The sequence below is a fragment of the Paenibacillus sp. UNC496MF genome, assembly GCF_900113915.1.
GTDB lineage: Bacteria > Bacillota > Bacilli > Paenibacillales > Paenibacillaceae > Paenibacillus_Z > Paenibacillus_Z artemisiicola.
Genome location: NZ_FORE01000004.1, coordinates 1,020,604 through 1,033,307 on the forward strand (window position 1 = coordinate 1,020,604; position 12,704 = coordinate 1,033,307).

Below are 12,704 nucleotides of genomic sequence, written 5' to 3' on the forward strand. Positions count from 1 at the left end.
GCGGCAGCGAGGGAGCCGGGTTGAGTCCGCCCTCGCTATTCATGACGCAAAAAGTGTGCCTGTACCCTGGAATCGGAGCATAGATTTAACTTGAAAGGAGGTGAGGCGCGATGTTGTTCGATATCCAGGCCTTCATGCATTCCCTCTCCAAATGGCTCATAATCCTCGGCTACGGCGCGTAGGTTGACATGGATGAGCAACCGGCATAAGAAGCTTGCGATTGTAAAGATCAAGTTGAACGATTTCAAGTTAAATAAGTTTGACGCAAAGCCCCGTTGGCGAATGTGCTGACGGGGCTTTGCGTCACGGTTGGGCGAATGCGGCTGGATCTGCCGACGGGGAATCCAGCCCGCCGGCCGACGGCTTGCGCTCCGTCCGTTTGCATCGCCGAGCGCCCGATGCGCCACCCCCCGCCAATGGCGGTAAAATGTCCGATTTCCCCATATTGAAAGTCCCGTTCGCCCAAACATGGAGACTTGCATCCGGCTTATACTGAGTGCAAGAACGGAACAAAGCGACATGGAATGGAGCGTGGGATGGGATGAGTTTGATTGTGGAATCGCTTACATGCGAATATCGTACGCATGTGCTTGGCACGGACGTCAAAGTGCCGCGTTTCGGATGGAAGCTGCGGTCCGACCGCCGAGGCACGCTTCAAACCGCGTACCGGCTGCAGGTTGCGGGGGCGGACGGTGATTTCGCGGCACCGCTCTGGGATTCCGGCCGCATTGCTTCGGATGCGTCGATACAGGTCGCGTATGCCGGGCCAGAGCTGCGGTCGCGCACGCGCTACCGGGCGAGAGCGATGGCGTGGGACGGCTTCGGCCGCGAATCGGCGTGGAGCGAGCCCGTCTGGTGGGAGACGGCGTTCTTCTCGCCGGCGGATTGGCAGGCGAAGTGGATTACGCCGTCCGAGGCGGCGATCGATCCGAAGGCGGAGCCGGCCTTCCTGCTGGCGAAGCGTTTCGCCGTCAAGGCAGGCATCGTGTCCGCCCGCGTCTACGCGACGGCCGCGGGCGTGTACGAGCTGTACGTGAACGGCGAGAAGGTCGGCGACGAGCTGCTCGCGCCGGGCTGGACCAGCTATCGCAAACGCCAGCAGTATCAGACGTACGACGTAACAGACCGGCTCGCCGCAGGCGGCTTGAACGGCATCGGCGCCATGCTCGCCAACGGCTGGTACAAGGGCCGTCTCGGCTGGGCGACGACCTCCAGTTTGTACGGCGATCGCCGGGCGCTGCTGCTGCAGCTGCATATCGTCTATGCCGACGGCACGGAGGAGATCGTATGCAGCGACGAGTCGTGGAAAGCGGCCGAAGGCGCGATCCGCCTGGCCGAGCTGTACGACGGCGAAACGTACGACGCGAACCTGGAGCAGCCCGGCTGGAGCACCGCGGCCTTCGACGATTCGGCGTGGAGCGGCGCGGAGAGCCTCGCGCTTCCCGTCAAGCATCTGGTCGCGCAGGAGCATCACCCGCTTCGCGTCATCGAGACGATCAAGCCGCGGCAGCTGATCCGTACGCCGAGAGGCGAAGTCGTGCTCGACATGGGCCAGAACATGGTCGGCCGCGTTCGGATGACGCTCGACGTGCCGGCCGGCACGACGATTACGCTGAAGCACGCGGAAGTGCTCGACAAGGACGGCAATTTCTACATCGGCAACCTGCGTTCCGCCAAGCAGTTGATCGTCTACACCGCTGCGGGCGTGCCGGGCGAGACGTACGCGCCGACGTTCACGTTCATGGGCTTCCGCTACTTGTGCGTCGAAGGATGGCCGGAAGCGCTGGAAGCGGGGCTGGTGGACGCCTTCAAAGGCGAAGTCATCCATACCGACATGGCGCCGACGGGCGAATTCGACTGCTCGAGCGACATGGTGAACCAGCTGCAGCGGAATATCCAATGGGGCCAGCGGGGCAATTTCGTCGACGTGCCGACGGACTGCCCGCAGCGCGACGAGCGGCTCGGGTGGACGGGGGACGCGCAGGTATTCGTGCGAACGGCCGCGTTCAATTACGACGTGGCGGCGTTCTTCGCGAAGTGGCTGCGCGACCTGAAGGCCGATCAGAATCCGAACGGCGGCGTGCCGTTCGTCATTCCGAACGCGCTGAACGAGACGGACCCGCCGACGCCGCAGGAGAAGATCCCGTCTTCGGCCGCCTGGGGCGACGCCGCCGTTATCGTGCCATGGACGATGTACCTCTGCTACGGCGACGTAAGGCTGTTATCGGAGCAGTACGAAAGCATGCGCGCATGGGTGTCGTACATCCGCAGCCAAGGCGACAACGAGTATTTGTGGAACACCGGCTTCCATTTCGGGGACTGGCTCGGCTTGGACGCCAAGGAAAACAGCTATGTCGGCGCAACGCCGCGCGACCTGATCGCCACGGCTTTCTACGCGTATTCGGCCCGGCTCGTCCGCGAGACGGCGGTCGTGCTCGGCAAGGCGGCGGACGTGCGCGCGTACGGCGAGCTGTACGACCGGATCAAAGCGGCGTTCAACCGGGAATTCGTGACGCCGAACGGACGCTTGGCCGCGCCGACGCAAACTGCGCACGTGCTCGCGCTCGTGTTCGATCTCGTTGAAGGCGACGCGAAGCAGCGGATCGCGCGCGAACTGAACGACCTGGTCGCGCAAAACGAGCACCATCTCACGACCGGCTTCGTCGGCACGCCGTACTTGTGCTTCGCCTTATCGGACAACGGCTATCACGCGACGGCCGTGAAGCTGCTGATGCAGGAGACGTATCCGTCCTGGCTCTACTCCGTCTCCAAAGGCGCGACGACGATTTGGGAGCATTGGGACGGCATCAAGCCGGACGGCTCGTTCTGGAGCGACGACATGAACTCGTATAACCACTATGCGTACGGCGCGATCGGCGAGTGGATGTACCGCTACGTGGCGGGTCTCGACATGGACGACGCCGAAGCGGCGTACAAGAAGCTTCGCATCCGTCCCCGATTCGCGGACGGCGCGCTGACGCATGCGCGCGCGGCGCTGGAATCGCCGTACGGCCGGATCGAAGCGGGCTGGGCGCAGGAAGCGGAGGAGACGATCGTGCGCATCGCGGTGCCCGCGAACGCGACGGCCGAACTCATTCTGGACGGCATCACGCTGGCTGAGCTGAAGGAGGACGGGCTCGCGGCCGAGCTGGCCGATGGCGTGACGGCGGCCGAAGAAACGGACGGAGGCGCGAGACTGACGCTCGGCTCGGGGAGCTACGCGTTCCGCTATCCGGCGAAGCAAGCGGCGGAGCAGGAGACGGTTACGGCTTAACGAAAGATTAATGGCGTAAAATATAAATCCGAAGCGGTCTTGTTAATGGCCGCTTCGGTTTTTTGCCATGTAGCGCGAGATGGGGAGAGATTCATATTAATCCCGTTAACTATCCAAGGCGCGTCTAGCATATGCCGCCGCGATCTCTCCGAAAAAAAGCAGCCGAACGGGCTATCTTTGTTTCGTGTTTCGTGAACGAAGGATCGTTTTAGTAAAAGCGTTTTTTCTTTACCTGCGAGTCGTGCGGTATGGTACGATGAAGGCGAGATGATGGCAGCGTTTACCAAACGCGGTCGAATTCGCATCGCTTGACCTATCGGTCATGGTGATTCTTGACGCTAGCGCTCGGCGAACGATCGACTGAAAAGGAGGCCCGGACATGGCTGATCCACTCTTCGAAGAGCCGCGGCTCGCGGACGTATACGATCTCTTCGATTCGCCCGACCGGCCGGATCTTGATCCTTATGTCGCGATGGCGGACGAGTTCGGCGCCCGCACGATCGTTGATCTTGGGTGCGGGACCGGCAACCTTGCCTGTCGCCTGGCTTCCTTGGGCAAGGAAGTCATCGGCGTCGATCCGGCGCTCGCTTCGCTTGCCGTCGCCCGCCGCAAGACGTGCGCGGAGCGGGTGAACTGGATCCATGGAACGGCGGACGCGCTGGTCGGCCTGCAAGCCGATCTCATTACGATGACCGGCAACGTCGCCCAAGTCTTCCTCGCGGACGAAGAGTGGTCTTCCGTGCTTCATGCGTGCCGGGCGGCGCTTCGGCCCGGCGGAAGGCTGGTATTCGAGGTCCGCGATCCTGCCAAGCAAGCCTGGCGGAACTGGGATCGGGCGCAGACCTATCAGGAGATTGATTCGCCTTCCGGCGGGCGCGTGGCGTCTTGGACCGATCTGCTGGATGTGCGGCTGCCCTTGGTATCGTTTCGGCATACCTTCGTGTTTCGCGGCGACGGCAACGTGCTGACGTCGGACTCGACCTTGAGGTTCCGAAGCAAGGGCGACATTATGGACGCCCTATCGGCTGCCGGCCTGAGCGTCGAAGACATTCGGGACGCGCCTGACCGCCCCGGACTGGAATTCGTCTTCATCGCCCGACGCCGCGAGTCTCCGTGATCATGTTCCGCAGAGACTCAAGCGTGATTAGCCTCAAGCCAACTCATTCGAGAAGGAGCCGATGACATGCTGGAAAGAATCAGCGAGCAGCTATATCTTCACGAGGACACCTGCAAGGTGTACGTGATTCGAAATGATCGCGAGGCGGTTCTGATCGATTTCGGATCCGGAGCCGTGCTGGAGGAGCTCCGTTCGATCGGCGTAGAGCGGGTGACGGACGTTTTGGTGACCCACCATCACCGGGATCAGGTCCAAGGACTGGAGAAGGCGGTCGCCGCCGGAGCGCGCATCTGGGTACCGCATCATGAGCAGGATTTATTTACGCATGTCGATCTCCGCTGGCTCGGACGCGAAATCTATAATAATTACGATGTCCGCCAGGATAAATTCTCCCTCTTGGAGCCGGTCGCGATTACGGGCACGCTGAAAGATTACGCGCGCCATACGTTCGGCGGACGAACCTATTCCATATTCCCGACGCCGGGTCATACCATCGGCTCGATTTCGATCCTCACCGAAGTGGATGGCCAACAAGCGGCGTTTACGGGCGACTTGATCGCCGCGCCCGGCAAGGTATGGTCGATGTCGGCGACGCAGTGGTCCTATAACGGTTGCGAAGGCGTGTTGAGCACCGTTTTGTCCGCGATGGATTTGCTGGGCATGCAGCTTCACCTGCTTCTGCCTTCACATGGCGAAATCATGCGAGAGCCCGCGTCGGCCCTTGAACTTCTCGCGGGGCGCATGAAGCGTCTATTGGAGCTGCGCGGGCAACAATCGGGCTTGGAGGACGTGTTGAATCCCGCTTTCGTGGAAATCACGCCGCATCTGATCTGGAACACCCGTTCCTTCGCCAATTCCTATGCGCTGCTGTCCAAGAGCGGCAAAGCCCTGCTGATCGACTTCGGCTATCCGAACATTCATCAAACCTTTTACGCGGGCGCCGACCGCTCCTCGCGCCGTCCGGGCTTGCGGCAGATCGACCAGTTGAAGCGGCGTTATAAGCTGACGGGGATCGACGTCGTCATTCCGACGCATTACCATGACGATCATGTTGCCGGCCTGAATCTGTTACGGGACGCGGAGGGCGCCAAGACGTGGGTCGCCGACAATTTTGCCGATCTGCTCGAACATCCGTCGCGCTACGACGTGCCGTGCATCTGGTACGATCCCATCCCGGTAGACCGCCGTCTGCCGCTGGAGCAGCCGATTCGGTGGGAGGAATACGAGCTTCAGCTGTATGAGCAGCCCGGCCATACGCTGTACGCGGTGGCGGTCGCGTTCGAGGTCGACGGGAAGAAGGTCGTCGCCATCGGCGATCAGCAGGGCACGGACGGCAAGCTCAATAATTATGTGTATAAAAACAAGTTTCGTTCGCAGGATTACACGCTGAGCGCCGAGCTGTACCGCAGGCTGAGTCCCGACGTGATTCTATCCGGACATTGGGATCCGCTTTCGGTCACGGCCGATTACTTGGACCGGCTTGCCCGGGACGGCGAGCAGTTGAAGGCGCTTCACGAGCTTCTGCTGCCGATCGACGAGATCGATATGGGGGCGGAGGGGTTCTGTGCCTGGATCAAGCCGTATCAGCTGGAGCTTCAGGACGGGAAAGCGGCCGAGATCACGGTCGAGGTCTTGAATCCGCTGGCCTCCCGGGAGACGGTAACGGTTACGTTGGCGGCACCGCACGGCTGGGACATCGAAGAAAACGACCGGCGGCTGGACATCGATCCGCGGACCGTCGAACAGGTACGGTTTCGAATAACCGCGCCATCCGGACAACACGTGAAACGGGCGCGGATCGCCGCCGACATTACGGTAGGCTCCCGCAGGCTGGGACAGCAAGCCGAAGCGCTCGTCACGGTGACCGCTCACGCACCGCATTGACGCTCATCTTGCCGAAAGCCGGAATAGCCGGATTAGCGGCATAATGGAGAGCCGCTCGGCCATACAATGATTACCAGTACGCACCTTACTCATGGGAGGACAGGCGAATCGCATGAAGATGAGCGGCAATACGGTTCTCATTACGGGCGGCACGTCCGGCATCGGCCTTGAATTGGCGGTTCAGCTGCTCGAGCTCGGGAATACCGTGCTGATTACGGGCCGGGATCAAGCGAAGCTGGACGCGGCGAAGCAGCGGCTGCCCGCGGTACATACGTTTCGAAGCGACGCGGGGGATCCGCAAGCGATGGCGGCCTTATTCGATACGGCGGTCAAGCAATTCCCGAGCCTGAACGTGCTGATTAACAACGCGGGCTTTATGCGCAGGCTGAATCTCCATGATCCGGGCATGGATCTGGAGGACCTCAATCGCGAGATCGTAACGAATTTGAGCGGTCCGATCCGGATGGTGGCGCAATTTCTCCCGCAGTTGAAAATGCAAGCGTCGGCCGCGATCCTGAACGTCTCGTCCGGACTTGCTTTCGTCCCGCTGCCGATCTCGCCGATCTATTGCGCCGCGAAGGCGGGGCTGCATTCGTATACCCAGTCGCTGCGGGCGCAGCTCAAAACGACGAACGTGCGCGTGTTCGAGCTCGCGCCTCCGTTGACGGAGACGCCGCTGGTGCATTCGTTCGACTCGGCGGAGCTGGCCGGCTCGAAGCCGATGGACGTGTCCAAAATGGTCCGGTTCGCAATACGGGGCATGGAGCGGGATCAATTCGAAATCCGGCCGGGGCAAAGCAATGCCTTGAAGCTTATGAACCGCGTCGCGCCGAATTTCATCCTCGGCCAGCTCAGCAAGTCCGTGGACCATATGCTGACGGAGTCGAAGTAATCGGTCGTCTGCCACAAGGATGGATGTACTAAAAAGCGCCTATTTGGCGCTTTTTTTGTCGGTATGGCCGTTACGTCATCGCATAAGCCGCTCCGCTGAACGCCCACGCCTTCCAAATCATGCGTTCCGTCCCAGATTGCGTCGTCATCCCGAATAAATGCGATTCAAATCGTCAATTAATCGTTGGAGGGATGCGCCGGACCTCAAGGGACAAGCGCATACCGGGCGGCCTGTTCTTCCGCAACTTTCGCCTGCACATCGGCGTTTATGTAGTTGTGATGGTTTATCGACGCCGTAAATAACCGTTCCGTTGTAGACAACGCTGTAAAAATGACCTGCGCGTTTGAAAATCGAAAGCAGCTCTAAGGAGGAAGCACGATGCAAAAAGCAGGCTTTTCCGCTGCGCGGCTTCGCCGTCTAAGCAGCACTTTGCAGGATTATGTGGATCGCGGCGAGCTTGCCGGGGCGGTCGCGATGATTCATCGCAAAGGCGAGGAAGCCTATGCCGAGGCGATCGGCTGGCAGGACCAAGAGGCACGTCTTCCCGTTCGGCGGGATACGCTCTTCCGCATCATGTCGATGACCAAGCCGATCACGGCCGCAGCCGCTTTGCTGTTGGTCGAAGAAGGCAAGCTTCGGCTGCACGACCCGGTGGATGCCTGGCTTCCGGAGCTGGCTAACCGCGTGGTGCTGCGCAAACCGCACGGAGAGCCCGACGACGTCGTGCCGGCGGCTCGCCCGATTACGCTCCATGACCTGCTGACTTCGCGCATCGGGATCGGCTGGGAGGATCATCGGCTGCAAGCCGACGTGATGAAGCTGCTGCCCGCGCCGGTGGCCAAGCAGCTGGGGGTACTGGATGCCGACGAGCAGCTCGATCCGGATGCCTGGATGAAACGACTGGGCAAGCTTCCGCTTATCGTTCAACCGGGCACGCGATTCCTCTACCACATTGCGCACGAAGTGCTTGGCGTATTGATTGCGCGGGTATCCGGCCAACCGCTGGATGCGTTCTTCCGCGAACGAATCTTCGGGCCTCTTGGGATGAAGGATACGAGTTTCACGATTTCGCGGGAGAAACAAAGCCGGCTGTCCGTCGCCTATGCGCCGAAGGCGGGAGGAGGACTCGTCGAGCTGGACCGGCCGGAATCGACGGAATGGGCGAAAACGCCCGTCTTCCTGTCCGGGGGAGCCGGCCTGCTCTCCACGGCGGACGATTACCAGCGGTTCGGTCGCATGCTGCTGGGCCTCGGTGAGCTGGACGGAGTGCGCCTGCTGGCGCGCAAATCCGTGGAGGCGATGATCTCTGACCACTTTACGCCCGAACAGCGCGCGCTGCCCTTCTTCGACGAAACCGATTACGACGGATCGCCGATGTGGACGAACAAGGGATACGGATACGGCGTCTCGGTCAGGACGAAGCAGATCGGCATCGGACCAAGCGTGGGCTCGTTTTTCTGGCCGGGAGCGCTGGGGTCGACCTGGATCGCGGATCCGCGGGAAGCGCTCATGGCGACGCTGCTGATCCAGCGCAGCGGGGCGCAGCTGCCCAAGAACAGCCTGATCGCGTATGATTTCTGGACGATGATCTATCAGGCCATCAACGACTGACGTGCATGCGCACAGCAAGAGCCGCTAGGATACGATAGCGGGCGGCTTGCGAGCAGCTGCGCAAGTTGCCCGTGCATCGGGAGGCTGCTTGTCGCCGCCGGATTCGGTCCGAGCATGGTTTAATCGTACCGGCGGATGTGGTAAGTTGGAGGGGACACGAAGCCGACGAAGGAGCTGGGCCGCATGTATTTGAAAAGCATTTCGCTTGAGCGAAAGGAGGACATGAATCCGCGCGACTATCCGTTCTCCATTCCCGTCATTCGATCATTAACCACGTTAACCTTCAAGTCGAACGTCGCGTTCTTCGTCGGAGAGAACGGCTCCGGAAAGTCGACGCTCCTGGAATCGATCGCCTACCAATGCGGCTTCAACACGGCCGGAGGGGGGCGAAGCAACGCGTACGAGGTCGAAGCTTCCGCTTCCGCGCTCGGCAGCCATTTACGGCTATCTTGGATGCCGAAGATCACGAACGGTTTCTTTCTTCGGGCGGAGACGTTTTATAATTTCGCCAGCCATATCGATACCATGCCCGATTCGCTGCCCTATTACGGGGGCCGGTCGCTGCACGCGCAATCGCACGGCGAGGCGTTCCTGTCGTTGTTCAACCATCGGTTCGGGGGCCGGGCGATTTATCTGCTCGACGAGCCGGAGGCCGCGCTGTCGCCGGCCAGGCAGCTGGCGCTGTTGCGGATTATCCACGATCTCGAATCGGATGCGCAGTTCATCATCGCCACGCACTCGCCGATCTTGCTCGGCTACCCCGGCGCGCAAATTTTCGACTTCGACGCGGTTCCGGTGGGCGACATCAAGTACGAGGATACGCTGCATTATCTGCTAACGAGAAGGTTTCTGGACAACCGCGAGCGCGTGCTGAAAGAACTCTTCGAGGATAAGGAAGCCAACGAAGACGATTGACGTATGAACCCGACAAACCCCCATGTTCGGCGGTTACCCGCTGAACATGGGGGTTATTTGAGGCGTCGCATCGCAATGATTACCGGCCGGTCAAATTAGGCGTCCTTCGACATGCGGCCGACGAGCAGCAGCATGAGGAACGAGAGCGCGATCATCGCGCCGGCCCAAGCCCAGGCCATCGCCATGCTTCCGCCGTCCGACGCGACGTAGATCGCGGTCGGGATCGTCTGCGTCCGGCCGGGGATGTTGCCCGCGACCATTAGCGTCGCGCCGAATTCGCCGAGGCCCCGGCAGAAGCCGAGAAGGTACCCCGATACAAGCGAACGCGCGGCGAGCGGAACGGTGATATGGCGAAATACCTGCCATTCGTTCGCGCCCATCGCCCTGGCGGCATTTTCCAAATCGGCGTCGACGCCCTGCAGACCGGTCTTGATCGTCCGGTAAGCCAGCGGGAACGCGACGACCGCCGCCGCGATGACGGCGGCCCCCCACGTGAACAGGATCGGGCCGCCGAAGAGCGACTCGTACGCTTGGCCGATCCAGCCGCGCCGTCCGATGACCACGAGCAGAACGAAGCCGACGACGGTCGGCGGCAGCACGAGAGGGAGGAGCAGGATCGTTTCCAGCACGCTCTTGCCGAAAAAACGGGCTCTCGCCATCGGCCAGGCGATGAACAGCGAAGCCGCGAATACGAGGACGCTGGCAACGACGGAGATTTGAACGGATAACCCGATCGGGTCCCAGAAGGTAGACCAATCCATGGCTGAACTCCTTGATGGAAGTAGGATAGCGGCGATTACAGCTTAAAGCCGTATTTGACGAAGACGGCGTCCGCCTCGCTCGATTGCAGATACGTATAGAAGGCTTTGGCTTCGGCCGCGTGTTTCGTTTCCTTCACGATGCCGGCCGGATACAGGATCGGGCTGTGCACGCTCGGCAATATGTTCAAGGCGATGCGGACCTTGCTCGAGGTCAGCGCGTCGGTCTTGTACACGAAGCCGGCGTCGACGTTGCCGGTTTCGACGTACGTCAGCACTTGACGGACGTCTTTGGCGTAAACGAGCTTCGATTGCAGCGAATTCCACACGCCGCGCGCGTTCAGCGTTTCTTGCGCGTACTGCCCGGCAGGAACGGATTCCGGCTGCCCGACGGCGATTTTTTTGACGGATTTAGCGATGAGTTCTTTGACGGTCGTGTATTTCGTTTTCACGTTGGACGGTACGACCATGACGAGGTCGTTATTCAGAAGCGTGGCATGGTCGGAAATCAGATTCTCTTTGACCAGCGCGTCCATCTGCTTCTGGCCGGCCGAGAAGAACAGATCCGCCGGCGCGCCTTGCTCGATCTGCTTCTGCAGCGTGCCCGACGAGCCATAGTTGAAGACGAGGTCGATGTCCGGGTGCTTCTTCTCGTAACTCTTCTCGATGACGTCAAGGCTGTCCTTCAAGCTCGCGGCCGCGGAGACGAGGAGCTCCGTTTTTCGGGATGCCGCGATAGACGGTTGGGCGGAGAGCGTCAACGCAGCAGACAACAAAGTCGCACCGAGCGCAAAATGCTTCTTCATCGTATCGAATCCCTCCTGGATACCTTATGTATGGAAGTAATCGTAACATATCTCTTCAAAGATGAGTAGTATTTAGATTGATTTAGACCTATTTAGACATAATTAGTAGGTGGACATAAACATGAAAAACATCCGCCAAGCAGGACGGCGGGGAGGGGACCGTCGGCTTGCTTGGCGGATGTTCGGGCGGGCGAGGAAACAAATTTAGTTTACATAATAATAATTATGTTCGTTTCAGTAAAGCTACGTTTGAAGTCGTTTTCTCGACGCTTCACAAGGCTCGATATGAATATGCACATGCGAGATCTGATGCAGCTCGTACATCTGGCGCTCGACCTGTTCGGTGATTTCGTGGCTTTGCTCGACGTTGAGCCAGCGATCGACGCCGATCGTTACGTCGACGAGCTTGTTATTTCCATGAACCCGCGCTTTGATATCGATGATCTTCTCGACGCCGGGTACGCTTCGGATCGTCTGCTGCATGATTTGAAGCTCGCCATCGTCGAAGCCGTCCGTGAGCGCATGCGTCGCGTCGCGGAATATGCACCATGCGGTTCGGCATATGATTAGGCCGACGATTCCCGCCGTGAGCGGGTCCAGCCAAGGCACGCCCCAACCGGCGCCAATGATGCCGACGAACGCGCCGGCGCTCACGAACGCGTCCGAGCGATTATCCTGCGCCGCGGCCATGAGCGCCTGGCTGTTAATGCGCTTCGCGAGCCTGAGATTGTACAGATAGACGAGATAGATCGCGCCAGCCGAGAACAGCGCCGTCCACGCCGCGATCCCGCCTTCCGAAGCGATGTTCGGTTCGCGGAAGGAGCCGGCCGCCTGAACCAGAACCTGTATGCCGACCGCGAACATAATGAATGAGGCGACAAGCGCCGATACCGTTTCCGCCCGGAAATGCCCGTAGCGATGATCGGCGTCCGGCGGCTTGCGCGAGATGCGCAACCCGATCAAGACCGCCAGCGACGCGACGATATCCGTCGAGTTGTTGAGTCCGTCCGCCGACAGCGCTTCCGACCCCGTCCAGAGCCCGATCGTGAGCTTCAGCGCCGCAAGGCAGAGATAAGCGGCGATGCTGACCCATGCGCCTTTTTCGCCTTTCTTCATATCTTCGTAGATGCTTTCCATCCCCAACCTCCATCGATAAGTGCTTCGTTCGTAATGATAAAGGACGGTGACCGTGTGGGTCTAGAGAAACAGTGTTGTCGGCGACCTCAAAAATGAGCGGACATCAACAAAGTTGCGCCTGTCCAAAACAAAACTGGTTAACGTAATATTTATTATGTTATTTAATGAAATAAATTCTAATTCGGCTCACCATATCATTAGCAGTCTTCCCCGGAATGAAGCGATTTGCGCGGACGTTTTCTTAATATTTGCAAACTTAGGGCAATTGGGGGAAGAACGAGATCTTCCATGAGCATCATTAATGGTATTA

9 protein-coding genes are annotated in these 12,704 nt (G+C 59.8%); 6 read left to right on the forward strand and 3 right to left on the reverse strand.

The annotated features are described in order from the left end of the window. Positions 1-541: 541 nt before the first annotated feature. From BMZ79_RS04595 to BMZ79_RS04620, 6 genes are all read left to right on the forward strand, one after another. Positions 542-3,274: an alpha-L-rhamnosidase gene (locus BMZ79_RS04595; RefSeq protein ID WP_090636940.1), complete on the forward strand. Its 2,733-nt coding sequence runs from the start codon at positions 542-544 to the stop codon at positions 3,272-3,274. Between the two features lie 379 nt (positions 3,275-3,653). Continuing rightward, positions 3,654-4,391 carry a class I SAM-dependent methyltransferase gene (locus tag BMZ79_RS04600; protein ID WP_090636942.1) on the forward strand — a complete coding sequence of 246 codons (738 nt, stop codon included), beginning with the start codon at positions 3,654-3,656 and terminating at the stop codon, positions 4,389-4,391. Positions 4,392-4,457: 66 nt separating this feature from the next. After that, complete coding sequence (locus tag BMZ79_RS04605; protein ID WP_090636944.1) at positions 4,458-6,275, forward strand: MBL fold metallo-hydrolase; 1,818 nt, start codon at positions 4,458-4,460, stop codon at positions 6,273-6,275. Positions 6,276-6,387: 112 nt separating this feature from the next. After that, positions 6,388-7,167 carry an SDR family oxidoreductase gene (locus BMZ79_RS04610; RefSeq protein ID WP_090636946.1) on the forward strand — a complete coding sequence of 260 codons (780 nt, stop codon included), beginning with the start codon at positions 6,388-6,390 and terminating at the stop codon, positions 7,165-7,167. Positions 7,168-7,545: 378 nt separating this feature from the next. Further along, positions 7,546-8,778, forward strand: coding sequence for a serine hydrolase domain-containing protein (locus BMZ79_RS04615; protein WP_090636948.1), 1,233 nt, complete (start codon positions 7,546-7,548; stop codon positions 8,776-8,778). 183 nt (positions 8,779-8,961) lie between these two features. After that, positions 8,962-9,693 carry an AAA family ATPase gene (locus tag BMZ79_RS04620; protein ID WP_090636950.1) on the forward strand — a complete coding sequence of 244 codons (732 nt, stop codon included), beginning with the start codon at positions 8,962-8,964 and terminating at the stop codon, positions 9,691-9,693. 95 nt (positions 9,694-9,788) lie between these two features. On the opposite strand, the gene modB is transcribed toward BMZ79_RS04620, so the two are convergent. The 3 genes from modB to BMZ79_RS04635 form a co-directional block, all read right to left on the reverse strand. Then, entirely contained in the window at positions 9,789-10,454 is a 666-nt protein-coding gene (gene modB, locus BMZ79_RS04625) for a molybdate ABC transporter permease subunit (RefSeq protein ID WP_090636951.1), read from the reverse strand. A 35-nt stretch (positions 10,455-10,489) separates the two neighbouring features. Continuing rightward, on the reverse strand, positions 10,490-11,257 hold the full coding sequence (gene modA, locus BMZ79_RS04630) for a molybdate ABC transporter substrate-binding protein (protein WP_090636952.1): 768 nt from the start codon (positions 11,255-11,257) through the stop codon (positions 10,490-10,492). 243 nt (positions 11,258-11,500) lie between these two features. Next, positions 11,501-12,394, reverse strand: coding sequence for a cation diffusion facilitator family transporter (locus tag BMZ79_RS04635; RefSeq protein WP_090636954.1), 894 nt, complete (start codon positions 12,392-12,394; stop codon positions 11,501-11,503). Between the last annotated feature and the right edge of the window lie 310 nt (positions 12,395-12,704).